This is a genomic window from Streptomyces sp. NPDC015532, assembly GCF_043078065.1.
Lineage (GTDB): Bacteria > Actinomycetota > Actinomycetes > Streptomycetales > Streptomycetaceae > Streptomyces.
On record NZ_JBIBSY010000011.1, the window covers coordinates 65,239 to 82,865 of the forward strand.

General features: G+C 69.5%; 14 protein-coding genes. 12 read left to right on the plus strand and 2 right to left on the minus strand.

Going from position 1 to position 17,627, the window contains the following annotated elements; all coding sequences use genetic code 11:
- Positions 1–1,003: 1,003 nt before the first annotated feature.
- The 12 genes from ACF07B_RS28490 (at position 1,004) to hisF (ending at position 15,928) form a co-directional block, all read left to right on the plus strand.
- Positions 1,004–1,918: an AAA family ATPase gene (locus ACF07B_RS28490; protein WP_356661766.1), complete on the plus strand. Its 915-nt coding sequence runs from the start codon at positions 1,004–1,006 to the stop codon at positions 1,916–1,918.
- A 725-nt stretch (positions 1,919–2,643) separates the two neighbouring features.
- On the plus strand, positions 2,644–3,138 hold the full coding sequence (locus ACF07B_RS28495) for a hypothetical protein (protein WP_200723471.1): 495 nt from the start codon (positions 2,644–2,646) through the stop codon (positions 3,136–3,138).
- A 557-nt stretch (positions 3,139–3,695) separates the two neighbouring features.
- Positions 3,696–4,169: a hypothetical protein gene (locus ACF07B_RS28500; protein WP_354883586.1), complete on the plus strand. Its 474-nt coding sequence runs from the start codon at positions 3,696–3,698 to the stop codon at positions 4,167–4,169.
- 1,049 nt (positions 4,170–5,218) lie between these two features.
- The gene (locus ACF07B_RS28505) at positions 5,219–7,474 is read left to right on the plus strand and encodes a hypothetical protein (RefSeq protein ID WP_392181047.1); all 2,256 of its coding nucleotides are present in this window, start codon (positions 5,219–5,221) and stop codon (positions 7,472–7,474) included.
- 8 nt (positions 7,475–7,482) lie between these two features.
- Positions 7,483–8,535 carry a bifunctional DNA primase/polymerase gene (locus ACF07B_RS28510; RefSeq protein ID WP_392181214.1) on the plus strand — a complete coding sequence of 351 codons (1,053 nt, stop codon included), beginning with the start codon at positions 7,483–7,485 and terminating at the stop codon, positions 8,533–8,535.
- Positions 8,532–10,109, plus strand: a complete 1,578-nt coding sequence (locus tag ACF07B_RS28515) for a hypothetical protein (RefSeq protein ID WP_392181048.1) — start codon at positions 8,532–8,534, stop codon at positions 10,107–10,109. The genes ACF07B_RS28510 and ACF07B_RS28515 overlap by 4 nt, the downstream gene beginning before the upstream one ends.
- 610 nt (positions 10,110–10,719) lie before the next feature.
- Positions 10,720–11,451, plus strand: coding sequence for a phosphotransferase family protein (locus ACF07B_RS28520; protein WP_392181049.1), 732 nt, complete (start codon positions 10,720–10,722; stop codon positions 11,449–11,451).
- Between the two features lie 76 nt (positions 11,452–11,527).
- The gene (locus ACF07B_RS28525; RefSeq protein ID WP_392181050.1) at positions 11,528–12,364 is read left to right on the plus strand and encodes an SDR family oxidoreductase; all 837 of its coding nucleotides are present in this window, start codon (positions 11,528–11,530) and stop codon (positions 12,362–12,364) included.
- A 176-nt stretch (positions 12,365–12,540) separates the two neighbouring features.
- Complete coding sequence (locus tag ACF07B_RS28530; RefSeq protein WP_392181051.1) at positions 12,541–13,575, plus strand: XRE family transcriptional regulator; 1,035 nt, start codon at positions 12,541–12,543, stop codon at positions 13,573–13,575.
- 287 nt (positions 13,576–13,862) lie between these two features.
- A complete protein-coding gene (locus tag ACF07B_RS28535) occupies positions 13,863–14,294 on the plus strand; it encodes a GFA family protein (RefSeq protein ID WP_392181052.1) in 432 nt (143 codons plus the stop codon).
- A 186-nt stretch (positions 14,295–14,480) separates the two neighbouring features.
- Positions 14,481–15,125: an imidazole glycerol phosphate synthase subunit HisH gene (gene hisH, locus ACF07B_RS28540; protein WP_392181053.1), complete on the plus strand. Its 645-nt coding sequence runs from the start codon at positions 14,481–14,483 to the stop codon at positions 15,123–15,125.
- Positions 15,113–15,928: an imidazole glycerol phosphate synthase subunit HisF gene (hisF, locus tag ACF07B_RS28545; RefSeq protein ID WP_392181054.1), complete on the plus strand. Its 816-nt coding sequence runs from the start codon at positions 15,113–15,115 to the stop codon at positions 15,926–15,928. The genes hisH and hisF overlap by 13 nt, the downstream gene beginning before the upstream one ends.
- A gap of 100 nt (positions 15,929–16,028) precedes the next feature.
- Here hisF and ACF07B_RS28550 read toward each other — a convergent pair whose 3' ends face one another.
- Positions 16,029–16,814 carry a class I SAM-dependent methyltransferase gene (locus tag ACF07B_RS28550; RefSeq protein WP_392181055.1) on the minus strand — a complete coding sequence of 262 codons (786 nt, stop codon included), beginning with the start codon at positions 16,812–16,814 and terminating at the stop codon, positions 16,029–16,031.
- Positions 16,811–17,611, minus strand: a complete 801-nt coding sequence (locus ACF07B_RS28555) for a HisA/HisF-related TIM barrel protein (RefSeq protein WP_392181056.1) — start codon at positions 17,609–17,611, stop codon at positions 16,811–16,813. Before ACF07B_RS28555 ends, ACF07B_RS28550 begins: the two co-directional genes overlap by 4 nt.
- Between the last annotated feature and the right edge of the window lie 16 nt (positions 17,612–17,627).

Sequence of the window (17,627 nt, forward strand, 5' to 3'; positions counted from 1 at the left end):
CCACCCAGGGAAGCTGCTTCGTTGAGCGTCGGGCGTACCCCACCCGCGTCATCGCTCGTCAACTCGCCGATGCGAGGTCGACATGTCGGCAGTCGCGCTCGACCCCGCGCAACGCCCTACCGACAAGTGCAAGTCGGCAGACTGACCGCGCCCCGACCTCCGGCCCCCGGGCCAAGCGAGCCACCGCGCGAGGGATAGCCGATTCACCCGTTCGTGTCCTTCGTTGAGGCCATGAGCGCCGACGTGGTTCACCTGCTCCACGTCGGAACGGTCCGCCCTCGGAGGACGGATCCTCCCTCCCTCCGAGTCTTTGGCCGGTCGCGACGCAGCGCGCACATGGGCTGAATTTACCTATTGACACGAATAGTTGACATACGCCTGATGTCTTAAATTAACGCATTCGAGAGGAAGGCTGAGGCGCAGATCGCCTGCCGAAGCCTCACGAGATCAGCTCCTGCGCTCAGTAAAGGGATCTTAAAAACACGCCTTGACCTGCACTTTCACATATTCACTACCTAGGACACAGGAAGGGACACAGCGCGGGACACAGGGACACGACCGGCTCTATCAGTCGACCGCTCCCCCGAATCTCGACCAGCGAGCGCAGTCCTGAATCCGGTCTGCAGACACTCCAGAGTCACACCCGGGCGACCCTAGACTCGCCCGACGGACTGCGTTCCAAGCCGTCACACCACCCCCTCTTGCATGCTTCTTTCTGCGTGCCAACCCCAGTGAGTCATCTCATCTCTGCTAGCGTGAGCCCGCCGTCCAGTGGACTGGATGGCACCCGGGCAGCAACCCAGCAAGTTCGGCGTCGCAGCGACCAGCCGTCGGGCACCAGCGATCGGGGCACGAGAAGCACGTAGGGCTTCACGTCACCCCATCAGGAAGCCCCACCACTACGGCACTCACCGCAATCTGAGGGTCGCCGAAGCGTCGACTGACTGGACTGTTCGGCCGACAAGTAGCAACTCGCCAAGAAGTAAGCAGGTACTCCACTCTCATGCCTGAGCAACTCGCTACGGAGCAGGCCCAGGGCTTGGTGCCCTCTCCTGCCCGCGAAGCCGCTGCGGTTCCCGCGACGTTCCTTTCGGGGAACATCACGCCGCCTGCCCTGACAGTGCCTTCTCACGTCAGCACCGAAGTTCGGGAACTGATCTACAGCCTCCCGGAACCCTTGAGGACAGCCGTCCTTGCTGCCCTCAACACGCCTGACGGCGTGAAGATCACCATGGGCAACGCCAAGGGCGGCGTAATGAAGACGACGATGTCCGTCTACGTTGCCTTGATCCTGGCACTCACCGGCGAACCCGTTCTCCTCGTAGACGCCGACGACACCAACAAAACCTGCCTCAAGTGGCAGGCCGCAGCCGGAGACGACTGGCCGCCCCTCGTAACCGTCGTCGGGTACACGGGCCCCGCCATGGCCAAGCAGGTCACGGATCTCATGGCGCGAGGCTTCAAGCACCTGGTGATCGACGTTGGCCCCACCGACAAGGGGGTCCTGAAGACCGCCTGGATGCTGACTAAGCGAGGGATCGTTCCGACCCAGCAGCACGTCGGCGATGTGGTCCAGCTGACGACTACGTTCGACCTCCTCAAGGAGATGGGCGAGCGCATCGACCTCTTCGTCATGCTCGCTAAGTCGTTCCCCAAGCGCAGCAGCTTCACCAACGCTCGCGACTACATCCAGGGGCTGATCAACGGCGAGAGCGCCGACCACCCGGACGGCCTTCCCAGCGTGGATCTCCTGGAGGGCACCATTCCTCTCCTCGAAGGCATCGCTGACACCTGGGGCTCGATTCCAGACGACTTCGGCCACTTCGGGTCAGTACTCGCCGAGGCGCTCGGAGTTCCGGCTTCCGTGATCGCCGAGCGAGAAGCTGCCTGGCTCAAGGACGAGGTGGAGGCCCAGTAATGGCTGAAGCCAAAGGAGGGAGTCAGACTCCCGCTCGACGGCGAAAGGCACCGAAGGCCAGCGCTGCTTTCGGAAAGCTGAACCAGCTGTCAGCGTCTGGCGCCCTTTCCAAGATCAACAGCGATCCCCAGACGACGTCCGGTTCGGTACCTCCGGTGGACAGTGAGCCGGCCGGGCCCCTGCAGGACCAGCCGACCGCCGACAGCACGCCGACCGAGCTCGCACCAGCGGCCGCACCCGAACAGACCGAGCCCTCGGATGCCGGCGCTTCTCACAGTCCAACGGACGTACATGTGCCCGAGCCTCCGGTGGACAGTGAGCCAGCCGGGCCTGTGCAGGACCAGCCGACCGCCGACAGCACGCCGACCGAGCTCGCACCAGCGGCCGCACCCGAACACGTTGGAGTCGCTCACGAGGAGTCCGCGGGGACACGCACGCCCGCCGAACGCGAACCCGCGGCCGCGCCCTCGATCAACAGGCTGCAGGCTGCGGAAAGCGCACGGCTCGACGCCCTGGACTCACCTGCGGCAACCACACCCATCCCTGTGCAGACGCCAGTTGAAAATCCGCCGCGACGTCTCCGGTCTGAAGACCTCGCTGCCGCCGATCTGCCCGTCTACGGACAAGAGACGCCAGGAGGACGCGAGCCGTCTGGGGGCGCAGTCACCCTTCGGAGAGCCGCTGGGCCTGCTTTCCCGGCCACCAGCGGATTCTCCGAGAGGCGAATGCTCGATGCTCTTCCGCCGCAGCTCGCCGAGAAGGTGCAGGGGCTGCCGGTCGCGTACATCGAGCTCGCGAGGAGTTACCGCCAGGCACAGGCGACACGAACCGGTACGAAGCCTGCGAAGCGCAACATCCGGCTCCATGCCGACGTCGCAATCGCGGTGAATCGCCAGATGGTCAGCGACAAACGAATGCTCGGGCTCAGAAACCTCAAGCCGAGCCAGTACCTGGACGCCTCCATCACTCTGGCACGCCACGTCTCGGTCACCGATCTCATCAAGGCCGCTGACGAGTTCCGAGACAGTCACCTGGGGGAGGAGAGCGGTGCAGCGTCCCCCAACCACTACAGCATCAGCCGGGAGAACGACGACTGGCTGAACGACATGATGGACGAGCTTCTTCTCGCAAACACCACTGGTCTGCATGGCCATATGGTCAACGTGATCGTCCAGTCGTTCCTTGAGCAGTTGAGGGCTGAGGCCCCGGCAACGGACTGATACAAGCTCAAGGCCGGCCTGGGCCCAGTCGTCCATGAGGGGCGAGCCGCCGTCGCGGCTCGCCCCTCTTCTTTCAGCAGCAATTCACATAAGCACAAGCAGGGACACGTGTCGGGACACGGCGCGGAACACAGGGACACGAGGATTCCCGATGTAGATACCTTCGCGCCCGAGGATTGCCGTCCGCAGTCCCGCACGCTCGGGGAACCCGCCATCGGCCGAAGGCGCGTCAGCCCCCAAACTGCGCGACCCTCGTGCACTTTTGGGAATGCGGGACCCTCCCCTGCCAGCAGGCCAGCCCCCTCGGCGAACCATGCCCCCCGTCGCAATATGCCGATCTACCTGCGCATATTCGCCAATCGAGAGGTCCTGGCGTGGATGGATACCGCCAGCGCGTCAGCCTGGCGACACGCTGAAAACTATGGGTTTGCATCAGAGATGCGCGAGGGTCGTATGATTCGCAGCACAGCGCGATAGTCTCGTGCTCACCTGCCAGTTGCCAGCGGAGGGAGATCCAAGTGCCGCCACGTCGTTCACCCGTGCGCAGAAACGGGACGATGTCGCAGCGCACCGTGTCCGAATGGTCCGGAGTCGGCGCGGGAACTCTCAAGAACCTGGCTCGGATCGGCCTTCTACCTGACGCAAATCAGCTGCGCCCGCACGACGTTGTCCTTGCTCAGGTGGCTGCGGCCCTCGGCGCTACGCGGTCGACGAACCGGGATTCTCAACAGGGCGAACGCACTACGACAGCGTTCCAGCGCGACTGGGATGCCGTTCGGATAGTGATGGAACTGCTGGTCGCGGCTTCCGAGCCCGGCTCGGAAGACAAGATTCACCCGCGAACACGGCTCGTCGCCTTCCCCGAGTCAGTCGCCCTGGCGCACCAGGACTACCAACTGCTGCAGCTCAGCGAGGAGGCTCTCGCGAGCAAGCTGCCGTACCACGTCCTGCCCATCGGGACCTGGCACGAAGAGCTTCAGCAGCGCCTTGCGAACGAGTTCGAAGAAGGAGCCGCCAAGGCAGCCGCATAAAAAGAACGGCACCCACGTACCTGCCGCAAACAGGGTGGGTGCCGGACTGATAAGGCTAGGTAGCCTCTCTCGCCATCCTTGAGGTTACCAGCCCCCAGCCGAGTCGTCTCCACCCACCGGAGCCTCGGCTACACGTGTCTCCCTCGTCACGCTTGTGAAACTGGTAGCCCATGCCGTCTTGCCCCAGGCTGACGGCGCTCGCAAGGGGCCCTGCGTGCCCTGTCTTGCGGAAGCGCCCTCACGGCCTGCTCCCTCGCACTATCGCTGTGCGCGCATCTCGCCCTCGCGCGGCTGAGCCGCTGCCCGGCTGGCTGTCCCACTACCCAGCGCCTGGCTCTTTGCCACGCCATTTGGTGTGCGAGGGCCGGCGTCATATCTCGTCACGTCCCTACGCCGCCGTCCTCGATGTCAAGGCTGCTGGCCAGCGCTGATCGTGCGCTCATACGGGGCTAGGGGGGCGCAGAACCTGGTGTTCTACGCCCCCCTAGCCCCGTCGAAGGGAGGTGATGCCCGCTCTATCTGAATATGTCGCGTCTGGCCCCTGTGCTTCCCCAAGCCGGCCGGACGGCGATGACGGTTTCCCTCATATCCCTCGACAGGAGCAGATCATAGCTGCCAGCCGTGGGGCTAGTTTCGTATTGCCAAAAACGGACTCTCAGGAGTCTTCTTCGAACTACGCCCAAACTTTGACAAAGAGGCGACGCTCTCTTCCCGGGCATCGGAACGCATCAGACAAGTGGTCGCCCTCACCCAGTGCGCCTAGGTCTGCCGATGCCTCAGCGTTGTCTGCGCCGTTGTTGTTGCTCCCGCGGATGCGGGAGCGTCTCTCTGACGCGCTTGAGGCTCTCGTAACGGACCGATCGCTTCGTCGGCGTCCGCTGGTTGAAGCCCTGGCGGCTGTTGTCCTGCTGGCGAAGTCGCCAGCAGGCGGGTCCCAACTTGAGCTTCGAGCAGGCCAGTTGGCCCGGTGGCTGGGCGTGTCTGAGTCTTGGGTCGATCACCGCGTGCTTCCTGGCCTTCGTGGCTCTGGTGTGGTGGCAACCAAGGTGGTGACCAAGACCGTCGACGGGACTCGGCGGGTTGATGGACTGCGCTGGGAGTTGCTGCCGCTGACAGCTGCTCAGGCTCGTTGTCGCCCGGACCCTCTGGTGCTGGAGAAGCGTGAGTTGTCGGTCCTGTTGGCGTTGTGCGAGGCGTTGTTCGCGCCAGGGTGGGCGCCGGTGGGCAAGAGAGAGACGCCCGCGGGTCTACTTGGTGCTCGGCAAGGCCGGGGGGCTGCGGCGGAGCGGCTGGCCTTGCTGCGGTTGGTGCTGGCGGCCCGGCCGGATGGTCGGGTGCGGCTCGTCGGCGGGGCGGTAGCGGCTGACTACGACCGGGCGGATGCGACGGTTGCGCGACTGTTGGGGTGCTCGGTGGCAGAGGCGGCCCGGTTGGTGGACGGGCTGGTCCAGCAGGAGGCGTTGGAGGTGCGGGGCAGGGGGGTGCCCGGTGCCCGGATTCGGATGGTGGTGCCGGCGGTGGCGGCCGCGCACGGCCGGGGTACCGCAGCCGAGCTGCGGATCGTGCCCGATCCGGCCGAGGACCAGCGAGCGGACGAGGTCGCTCCAGAGGAAGAGCGATTCTGCGCGCACTGTGCTTCGGGATTGGACGAGGCGAGGCCAGAGGAGCCGGGGGAGGGGTGGGTTCAGCAGAGGTTCTTCGACGTCGTGGACGGCGGCCTGGATGACGGGGGCGATGGTGCACTCAGGGATCAGGAGGGGGCCAAGGAACTCTGGACCGGACCGGAAAGCACTTTTGACCTGGGGGAACGCGAGGACCAGGAAGGGGCCAAGGCGTCGGAGGCAGAGGCTATTGGTGCGCTACTCCACGCCGACCACGCGCTGGTGGTTACTCATGGTGGTTCTGGTGCAGCTTCGTCTTGCTTTTCCGGCGAAGCCGCATTGGGGTTCCCGCCGTTGCCGGAGCGCGCGGACGGGCACGAGATCGAGCCCGAGGCGCCCCAGACCGGCGCGGCCTACGAGCCGGGCGGCCGGGGTAGCCCGCTTCGCGGGGAACAGCAGCCAGAGCGAGCGCGGGAAGGGCGGACGCGTCCTGAGCTGGTAGTCGCGAAGTCAGTGCCGTTGCGGTGGTCGATGCCGCGAGGACTGGAGCAGGTGCTGGACCCGGTGCGGCTGGAGTGGGCCCGTATCGGGCATGCCGGGGGGCGCTCCCGGGTGCGGGTGGCCCTCAAGGCCGAGTTGCGGCGGCTGGCGGGGATCGTGGGTTCGGAGCAGGCGCCGGTGGTGCTGGCCGAGCGGCTGGAGCGGCGGCTTGCTGCTCAGCACGGTGAGCGGGTGCGCGAGCCGGTCGGCTGGCTGTTGTCGCGGGGTCTGCCGCAGCGGGCGGAGTGCTACGCGACGGCGTGTGACGACCAGGTTCGGATGGACACCGGTCTGGTGTGCCCGAGCTGTGAGCTCCTGATCGGGGACCGGCGCGCGCTGCGGCACCAGGTCGTCCAGGCCATGGCCGCCGAGCTGCCCCGCCTGGCGCCGGCCGAGGCCCGGGCGGAGGTCGAACGGCGGTTGAGCCGGGAGGTCGCCCTGCGGGCCGCGCGGGACGCCGTACGGCGCGAGCGTGCCGTCGGGGAGCGGGCGCGCCGCGAGGTGGTCTGGGCTCAGCAGCGCGAGGAACTCGAAGTAGCGAAGGCGGAGTTGGCGGCACGGGCGTGTGAGGAGTGCGGGGTCCCGGAGGCCGCTGGCCTGTGCCCGATGTGCTCGCACAGCCGCACGGTCCGGGCGGCTGTGGCGCAGGCGGCGCAGGTCGCGGCCGCCGCGAACGAGCCGGTGAAGGATCCGGGCGTTCTGGCGGGCCGGCTGGCCGCGCACCGAGTCCGGCTGGAGGGCGAAGTCGACCACGCGACCGATCGGTTGCGGCGCGAGGGGATGCCGGAGGCCGCGGTGGCCTGGGAGGCGCGGAACCTAGCCGAGGAGCTGCTGCGGGCGGAGCGGGCCCGCGCGATGGACGCTCTGCTCGGCTCGGCGGAGGCCAATGGGGAGGCCGAGCGGGTCTTCGCCATCGAGCGGGCGCGGCGCAGCGGTGAGCTGCAGGCCCGGGCGGCGTCCGAGCAGGCCCGGCATCGCTGCGCGGAGCTCCTTCTCGCCCAGCGGCTCGGGCAGGTCAGGGCCGCGGATCGGCCGTCGGCTTCCGAGGAGGTCGTCGGTTGGCGGCAGCGGATGGTCGAGCTGGCGGCGCGTCCGCTCGACGACGAGATCCGCGTGCCGCGGCCGGCGGCGGGCGAGTGCCGGGAGGCGGTGAGCGCGGCGTGATCGGGGGAGTGGAGTTGGCCCTGCGGTGCGCTGAGCGGGGGTGGTGGGTGCATCCGCTGCTGCCGGGGTCGAAGCGGCCGGCGGGCAACTGCCGTCGGTGCCGGCCGCCGTCGACCGGGGCGCGCCCGGCGTGCGGCTTCCCCGATGCGGACGGGTGTGCGTGCCGTGAGGCCGGGCGGTACTGCCACGGGGTGCGTGCGGCGACGCGGGAGCGGGAGCTGATCCACCGTTGGTGGCGCGGCCGGGACTTCGGCGTCGGCGTGGCCACGGGGCCGTCCGGCCTGGTGGTGCTCGACCTCGACGACCATGACCGTCCGCCGCCGGATCAGGCGCTGTTGCTGCCGGGCGTCGACCTGGCGCAGCACCGGGACCCGGAGCTGGGCCGGGTGCGGACCGGGGTGGACGTGCTGGAGCTGCTGTGCCGGGTGCGGCGGGCGGGCAGCTTGCTGGAGGCCCCGGCGACGCTGACCGTGCAGACCCCGTCCGGCGGGATCCACCTGTGGTACTGCACGGGGGACACGAGCCGGTACGTGCAGGGCGCGGGCCGGCTCGGCTGGCAGGTCGACGTGCGGGCCGGCTGGTCCACCGCGGTCGCGCCCGGCACCGTCACCGCGGCTGGCCGCTACCGGATGGTCGGCCACCAGGACCGGCCGGCGCGGCTGCCGCGCTGGGTCGCGCTGGAGCTGGGCCGCGTCGGACTGCGCCACCGCGACCCAGCCGCCGGCCCGCCCCACCGGGTCCGGCTTCCCCGCCCCGCCCGCGAGCACGGCCCGGGGGACGCCTCCGCTTACGCCGCCGCGGCGCTGCGCGGCGAGCTCGAGGCCGTGGCGTCGGCCCGCGCCGGCCGCAACGACACTCTCAACCGCGCCGGGTTTCGGCTCGGTCAGCTGGTCGGGGCCGGGCTGCTGGAGCACGACCAGGTCCACCAGGCGCTCACCGACGCCGCCGCACAGGCCGGGGTCGACCCCGGCGAGGCCAAAGCGCAGTCCACCCTCCGCCGCGCACTTCAGGCGGGCATGCGCTCGCCGCGCACCGTCCCGAGCCCGGGAGCACGGTCATGAACCACCCCCTCACCTCCCGCGCCGCGCTGCCCTCCCCGGCCCGAGAGCCCCAACCCGCCGAACAGGCCGGCGCGGACGGGCAGGAGCGGCCCGCCGAGCGGGGGCCGAAGTTGTCGCAGGCCGACATCCTGCTGCACCTGGGCATGGACGAGTACCAGCTGGTGCGCCACGACCAGACCGCGTACGCCGTCCCCCTCGACGGGCCGCCGATCGCCCGCCCGCTGCGGGCTGCCGGCGGCTTCGGCGGCACCGGCTCGCTGCGTCAACTCCTCAACCGTGCCTATGTCCTGCGCACCGGCCGGTCCCCGTCCCAGGGGTGTCTGACCGACGCGATCGCCTCCATGGACGCCCTCGCCCTGGACGCCGAGGAACAGCCGGTCTGCCTGCGGATCGCCCCCGACCTGGCCGACGACCAGGCGACCTGGCTCGACCTGGGCCGCTCCGACGGACTCAGCGTGCTGATCGAGCCGGACACCTGGTCAGTGACCACCCCGTCCATCGGCGAGGGCCCGCTGTGGCGGCGCACCCGGCTGACGGGCGAACTCCCGATGCCCGAGCGCGACCCGGGCGGCTGGCAGGGCGGACTGGGGCTGCTGCGCGAGCTGTCCGCGCTGGCCGAGCCGTCCTGGCGGATGGCCGTCGCCTGGCTGCTGGCCGGGCTCAGACCCGACATGCCCCGCCCCGTCGCGTACTTCAACGGTGAACGCGGCACAGCGAAGACCACCTCCGCCCGGCAGCTGCTGCGGGTACTCGACGGGATCCGCGCCGAGGTCCGCAACGTCCCGCGTTCCGAGGACGACGGCGCGGTCGCCGCGTCGGCCGGCTGGACCATGGGCCTGGACAACATCCATGGCATTCCCCAGTGGCTGTCGGACTTCCTGTGCCGCACCGTCACCGGGGCCTCCGTCGCCAAACGCGAGATGTACACCGACGACGACGTCGCCTCCTGGGCCTACCAGCGTCCCGTCGTGCTGACCGGCATCGACGTCGGCGCTCTCCAACCCGACCTCGCCGAACGGCTGCTGCCTTTCACCCTGGAGGCCATCGACCCCAAGGCCCGGCGCAGCGAGCGCGACCTGTGGTGTCGCTACCGCGCCGCCCACGGCCGCATCCTCGGCGGCCTGCTCGACCTGGCGGCCGCGGTGTGGGCGCGCCTGCCCGACGCGGCCGACCAGCTCGACCAGAAGCCGCGGATGGCCGACTGGGCCGAACTGCTGTGGGCGCTGGATGCGGTGACCGGTTGGGACACTCTGTCCACCTACACCGGTTCCCAGGACGCGGTCACCGACGACGTCATCGACGCCGACCCGGTCGCCACCGCCCTCACCCGCTGGTCCGCCACCTCCGGCAGCACCAAGTGGCAGGCCACCACCGGCCAGATCGACGAGGTCCTGCGACCACCCGGCCCCATCCCCGACACCTGGCCCAAGACCACCGCCCTGCTCTCCGCCCGCCTCACTTCCCTCGCACCGGCCCTGCGCCAACGCGGTATCGACATCCGCAAGTTGCCCCGGACCAGCGCCACCCGCGGCTTTCTCATCACCCTTCAACCGGACTCCGGACCGCCGGCCTGACCCCAGACTCCCGCCCAGCCGCGAAACAGCCCCTATACCTGTCACCGAACCCGCCGCGGCGCCCGCCACGCGCGGGCCTTCAGCATGCCCCGGACACCCGCGGGAGACCGGCCCGCGGACCGAAAGCGCCTCCTGGGTCGCCGGTCTGTCCGTCGGGGCGGCTGCGAGCCGGACAGCTCCCGTGTCGACGGCCGACGAGTCGCCGGGGGACTGCCTCGCCCGCGAAGAGATGACGCCGTGCTGACGCTGCCCATGACGCACCCGGCACCCCGCCCGGACCTGCCACGACCTGCAACGCTTCCCTCCGACCAGCAACCCCATGACGCAATGACGCTCTCCCGCCCCATCTCTCTGAACGAAAGAGGGGAAGGAAGGAGAGACATGGCGCGCCAGAGCGTCATCAGCGTCCGCCGACCGGCCCCCCGGATGGTAGATGCACAGGTCAACACCACCGTGGGAGAGAACGGTGCAGCGTCATCCGGCTGCGTCACCGATGCGGTGCGCGTGTCCGGACACCGGACCTTGACCGTTTGCCGCTGAACTTGACCGATGGCCTGCGCGTGCAGGGTTGGCTAAGCGTCCGGTGCACGAACGAGGCCAGGATGAAGCCATGGAGAACGAAGTGACATTGTCCGGCGGACGTATCACCCTCGGCGTGGTCAGGGTCGGGCGCACCGTCCGGCGGCCAGCCACCGCGTCGTCATCGTTCGTCGCCGAGCTGCTTTGGGACCTCCAGCGAGAGGGCTTCACCGGCGCTCCGCGCCACCTCGGGTTCGACACAGCCGGCCGCGAAATCCTCAGTTACCTCCCCGGCTGGGTGCCCGCCCGATTCCAGCGCTGGACCGACCCCCAGGTGGCCGCGGCCGGCACCCTGCTCCGCTCCTTCCACGACGCCACCCGCAGCAGTCGCCTGACCGGACGGCATGCCGTGGTCTGCCACCACGACCCGGGGCCGAACAACACGGTCTTCACCGACGACATCCCGACCGCCTTCATCGACTTCGACACCGCCGCCCCCGGCGATCCCCTCGAAGACCTCGGCTACATGGCGTGGACCTGGTGCATCTCGTCCAAGCCCACCGCTCGGCCCGCCACCGTCCAGGCCGCACAGGTACGCGTCCTGGCCGACGCGTACGGGCTCGATGCCACCTCCCGCTCCCGCCTCGTTGATGCCGCGCTCGACCGCCAGGCCCGCAACGCCAGGTGGTGGCACAGCCATCTCGCCGGCCCGTTTCCGCACGTTGCCGACGACTCCACGATCGCCGGGCGCATCCGGTGGTCCGAGCAAGAGCACGCCTACACATCGGCCAACCGCAAGACCTTCGACACAGCCCTGGGCTGACAAAGGCTGGACGCTGACCACCCACTTCAGACGGTTGCGCCCCAGGACGCGCCTTGCAGTCCTAGCGTGGGTAGGCGTGACGGTACTGATTGTGGGCGGCAGCGGGTTCCTGGGCGTTGACCTGGCCCGCCAGGGACGTTCAGCGGGCTTGGAGACGGCCGCCACCTTCCACTCGCACCCCGGCAAGGGCGCCGGCGCGTGGCACCGCCTCGACCTGCGCAACTCGGCGAATCTCCAGGAGGTCCTGGATGCCGTCAGTCCAAGGGCGGTCATCAACGCGAGCAGCGGCGGAGCCGAGTGGGCGGTCACGGCCGAGGGAGGGATGCGCCTGGCCCAAGTTGCGTCGCAACGGGGCATCAAGTTGGTCCACGTGTCGAGTGACGCCGTGTTCTCCGGCCGCCGCGAGGACCTGTACGACGAGACGTGTCTGCCCGACCCGGTAACACCGTACGGGGCCGCGAAGGCGGCGGCTGAAACGGCCGTGCGGCTCCTGAGCGCGGGGGCCGTCGTCGCACGGACCTCGCTGATCATCGGCGATGGCCGGTCCGAGCACGAACGCATGGTGCACGCTCTGGCCGCCGGCACGCGGGACGGGGCCCTGTTCACGGACGATGTCCGATGCCCAGTCCACGTCGGCGACCTGGCCGCCGCACTGTGGGAGCTCACCCTGTCCGATGCGGCCGGCGTCTTTCACCTCGCCGGCCCGGATGCCGTCACCCGCCACGAACTGGGCACCCTTATTGCGCAGCGGGATGGCCTTGACGCATCGCTGCTGCCGACCGGGCGTCGGGCTGACAGCGGCCTCCCCGGCGGACTTTGTGTCCGCCTCGACAGTCGCGTCACCCAGAAAGGCCTGGCCACCCGCCTTCGCGGAGCCCGGGAGTTCCTCCGGCGTCGTAACCCCGACCGCTGACTTCGACCGCGCAGGGCCGGCAGGCCGGAGCCGAGCGGGATGAACGGTAGCTGGACGACCTTGCGCGCAGCGGGGAACCCGGATGAGGTCTAGGTATTGGGGGCTGTGAGAGGCCCTTCTCTCGGCTCTCCGCCCCTAAGGTAGGTACACCCGGGCGGGAGGACGGTGAAGATCCAGTGCACCGACGGAAGTTGCTCGCGGGCCTGGCGGCAACAGCCACTGCCCCCTTTCTGGGGAGCGGATCCGCGCAGGCCGATGAGGCCCTGCTCGGCGAGTTGCTCGTCGCCCGGCTCGGGGACGCGATGCTCGGACTGGGCGCGGCCACGCCCGTGCCGTCGTCCGAGGCGCTCTCCACCGACTTCACCCACGCGCTCGCCGACTTCGATGCCTGCCGTTACGCGTCCCTCGCTGTGCGCTTGCCCCGCCTCATCCGCGCCGGCCACGCGCCTTCCACCGGTAGCCACGACACAGAGCAGTCCGCCCTCCTAGCCAAGAGCTATCTGCTGGCCACCCGCATGCTCGTGAAGATGGACGAGCAAGAGCTCGGCTGGATGGCCGTGGACCGCGCGCGGCAACTCGCCGAGGCAGCAGGAGACGTCCTCGCGGTCGCTGAATCCGCCCGGCAGGTGGCCGTGCTCGCCAGAAGGGCGGGATGGCATGACCAGGCACTGTCGATCGCGGTCTCAGCCGCTGATAACCCGGATCTGCGCGGCATCGGACGAGCCGGCACCGCGGTGCGCGGGCTCCTGGTCCAGAGCGCGTCGTACACCCTCGCGCGCCGAGGCGATCGGGACGGAATGCGAGAGCTGACCGACGAAGCCGCCGCCCTCGCCGAAGAACTCGGCGGAGCCACCATGCTGCGCGACCACGGGGGCGGCTTCAGCCCCCTCACCGTGCAACTCCACAAAATCAGCGCCGAGAACCACGCAGGCGATCCCCAGGCCGCGCTCGACGCCGCTCGCGCGATTTCACTGAAGGCGCTGCCCAGCGTCGAACGCCGCTCTCGCGCACTCGGCGACATCGCCGTCACCTACGACCGTCTCGGCCGCCGCAGCAACTGCGTCCGCACACTGCTCGCCGCTGAGCGCTGCGCTCCGCAGGAGACCTACGCCCGTCCGGCGACGAAGTCCTTGATCTCCAGCCTGTTGGCCTCTGGCCCGACATCAACGGAACTGCGCTGTCTCGCCGAACGCAGCGGCGTTCTCGTCTGAACCCCTGCGTGCCCAGAGATGACCGAAGCAGGCTGTCGATAGCCCATTCTGGGGAACCTGACCATTCGTCGGCGGACTCCCATCCCGGCGCTTTGGCGGTGCTGCCGTGCTGGCCCCCTGCGGAATTTAGGGGTGGGCAGCTGGTGACCCAGGTATAGGGCGGCCGGGAAGTGGGCGAGCGCTTGCGCGCGGACCTCGCCGCAAGCTCTCGGCAGCAACCACAGGTTCAAGAGGAGGGTGGCACACTGGCGGGCTCAACTTCCCCAATCTGTCGTGGAGATGAACAGATGAACGCCACCCCCGACCTCGTCGCAGCAGCCCAGGAGCGCTCCGGCGGCTGTCTGTGCGGAAAGATCCGCTTCATCGTCAGAGGACTGGCGGTCTATCCCCACACATGCAGTTGTCCGCACTGCCAGAAGCTCGGCGGCGGCCCGATGATGTGGTGGGCCGGCTTCGCCCCCGAGGATGTCAGCTGGACCAACGGGATCGAGCCGACCTGGTTCGAGACGTTCGAGGGCGAGGCCCAGCGCGGCTTCTGCCCCAACTGCGGAAGCCGTCTCGCGGCGATCGACAGCGACATCCCGGAGATTGGCATCGTCGTTCCGGCCCTGGACGACACCACCGGTGACGATCTCGTCCCCGTCAACCAGTCCTTTCGTGACAGCTCCGTGCGCTGGCTGCCGCAGGTGCCGGACATCCAGAGCAGCTCCGTTGGCTGAAGCGCAGGAGATCCGGGGTGGCTTGGGGAAGAAGGCAGTTCTTTGCCCTGACTCGCAGAGCCGGGGCGGAACAAGCCGCATCGGCTAGTGGCCGCCGATAGACTCACAGTGACCTTTGCCGTCTATGTGACGGCGGCCAGCTACTTCAACCGGGGCGCCTTCGGCGGCCCTTAGATTGAGGCGTTCATGCAGGACGACCGACCCGTGGTCGGCGTGATCGACTACCGCACCGGAAACAGCCAGAGCGTGGTCCACGCGCTGAACTTCCTCGGTGTGCCGAACCGTCTGCTCACCTCGCCCGCGCAACTCGACGGCATCGACCGGATCATCCTTCCTGGTGTCGGATCAGCCGGGACGACGATGACCTACCTGTCCGAAGCCGGATGGCCCGAGGCGCTTCACGCCCGGGTTATCGAAGGCAGCACCCCGTTCCTGGGCATCTGCGTGGGCCTGCAGGTCCTCTTCGAGACCAGCGAGGAACAGGACGCGACATGCCTGGGCTGGCTGCCCGGGACCGTACGGGCCTTCAACGGCGCCGACGTGCGGGTGCCGCAGATGGGCTGGAACCAGGTACACCGCACCTCGACGCATCCCTTCCTGGCCGGCCTGCCGGAAGCGGGTCACTTCTACTTCGTGAACAGCTACTACGCCGACCCCTCGGATGCGGGGGACATCGCGGCCACAACGGAGTACGGCCTGCCGTTCACCTCTGCCGTCGCACGCGGCAACATCATGGCCACGCAGTTCCACACCGAGAAGTCCGGCCCGCTGGGGCTGGATCTCCTCGAGCGGTTCGCCAAGACCCCGCAGGAGGAGCTGTGCCCGGCCTGAACGTCGCGACCGGGCTGACCACCCGGCTGATCGCCTGCTTCGACATCATCGACGGTCGGGTCACCAAGGCCCGTCGCTTCGAGGACAACATCGACGTCGGCGACGCCGCCGAGGTCGCTGCGTCGGTGTACGCGGACGGCATTGACGAGATCATCTTCTACGACATCCTCGCCAGCGCGCAGCGCCGCCAGGCGGACCTGGCCACGATCCGCAAGGTCGCCGAGACGGTGTTCGTGCCGCTGACGGTGGGCGGCGGGATCCGGTCGCTGGAGGACATGCACGCGGTGCTTGCCGCCGGCGCGGAGAAGATCAGTCTGGACTCGATGGCGGTGCGCAATCCCTCGATCATCACCGAGGGGTCGGCCGAGTTCGGCCGCCAGTGCATCGTGCAGTCCATGCAGGTCAAGCGCGTCCCGGTCACGGCCGAGATTCCCAGCGGGTACGAGGTGTTCATCGACGGGGCCCGGCAGGCCACCGGCATGGACGCCATCGTGTGGGCGCGCCGTGGCGAGGAGCTCGGCGCGGGGGAGATCTGCGTCAACTCCATCGACCAGGACGGCACGCACGAGGGCTACGACCTGGAGATCACCCGCCGGATCGCCGAGGCGGTCAACCTGCCGGTGATCGCCTCCGGCGGTGCCGGTTCAGCCGAGCACGCGGCGGCGGCGTTCACCGAAGCGGGCGCGTCAGCGGCGATCGTCAGCTCGCTGCTGTACTCGCCGCGCATGGAGCGCACCGTCCCGGTCGGGGAGATCAAGGCCGAGCTCGCCAAGCGGTACGGGCTCCCGGTCCGCCTGGTCTGAGCACGCTCTCTCCCGGAAACGACGCCGGGCCCGGCCGCTGAACGCGGTCGGGCCCGGCTTTGTTTCCGGGGTCGCACGGCCGTCCCGGGCGTACGGCGGGTCAGGGGCGGTGCGCGGTCACCAGGTGGCGGCTGCTGTCGGCGGTGAGGGGGCGGGCGTCGTAGCCGCCGAACTGCTCGTCGACGACGAAGCCGGCCGAGTGCAGCAGCTCGGTCAGCTCGGCGGGGGTGTAGAGGCGGACCGAGCTGTGGCTGGTGTCGGTGGTGCCGTCGTCGTAGGCGGTGGTGGTGTGCCGGTTTAGTCTGCGCGTGGCGGGGTCCCAGGTGACCTGCTGGGTGGTTTCGGCGTGATCGCCGCGGACGGTGCGGGTTCCCATGCCGGTGGTGTCGGGGTGCGGGGTGAAGTGGTCCATGGCCATGCGGCCGCCGGGGCGCAGGACACGGAAGGCTTCACGGAGAACGCCGAGGTCCTCGTCGGTGGTGTCGAGGAAGCCGAAGGAGTTGAACAGGAGCAGCACGCTGTCGGCGCAGCCGTCGTCCAGGGGAAGGCCGCGGACGTCCGCGTGCAACAGGTTGATCCGCTCGCCGTCCGCCGCGGCGGTGGCGGCGGCGTGGTCGAGGAGGTCCTGGGACAGGTCGACGCCGGTGGTGTGGGTGTAGCCGCGGCGGGTCAGCTCGGCCGTGTGCCGGGCGAAAGCGCAGCACAGGTCGAGGATCGTGTGATCGGTCTGCAGGGCGAGGCGGGCGGCGAGGAAGGCGACGTCACGTCGGGTGGTGGCGCCGTCGTGGCTGCCGTAGCGCTCCAGGTAGCCGGTGCCGCGGTAGTTGCTGATCCACCACGGATCACCGTCGGGCGTCGGGGCGGGCGCGGGGGCGGGCTGGGTCATGTCCGGTTCTCCGTAGGCGGGGTACGGTGAAGGCGGCCTTCGGCGTCGGGCAGACCGCGGGGAGCGGTGAGGTAGGCGCGGCCGACGACGGCACCCCAGCCGGCATGCCACAGGCGCGTCAGGTCGGCCCACCCGGACAGGCCGCCGGCGTACCACAGGGAGGCATGCGGGTGGCGGCCCGCGAGGCGGTCGAGGACCTGCCAGGGGGGCGGGGTGCGGTGGGTTGCCGCGCGGGCGTCGGTGATCAGGACGGGCTGGGTGCCGCCGGTGGCGTCGAGGAGGGCGTCCAGGGCGTCGGTGAGCGCCACGTTGGTGGTGCGGGTGAAGCCGTCGGTGACGATCCGCCCGTCCACGGCGTCGAGGGACAGCATCAGTTGTCCGGCGTCCGCGAGGGTGGTGAAGTCCGGCCAGGCGTGCGGGTCGAGGCGTCCGTCGGGGAGCAGGCCGGTAGAGCCGAGCAGGACACCGGCGGCGCCCGCGTCCAGGAGGCGGCGGACGGCCGGGTCGCGCGGGGCCAGGCGGCCGCCGGCCCACAGCCGGCCGGGGTGGTGGCGCACGGCCGTCTCCAGCAGCGCGGTGCTGGTGCTGGTGCCGGTGGAGCGGTCGAGGTCGATGACGGCAGTGGGCACGTCATCGTCGAGGAGGTCGGCGAGCAGCCGTCCCGGCGGCAGGCCGGGGAGGGAGGTGACCGTGCCGTGGCGGACGTCGACGTTCACCCGCCACGGGCCAGGCGGCCCGGCGTGAGCGGCAGTGGGCAGGGTGGCCGCAGCGGTCCCCGGGGTGGGGGTGGTGGGCATGTGGGCGCCTCCGGGT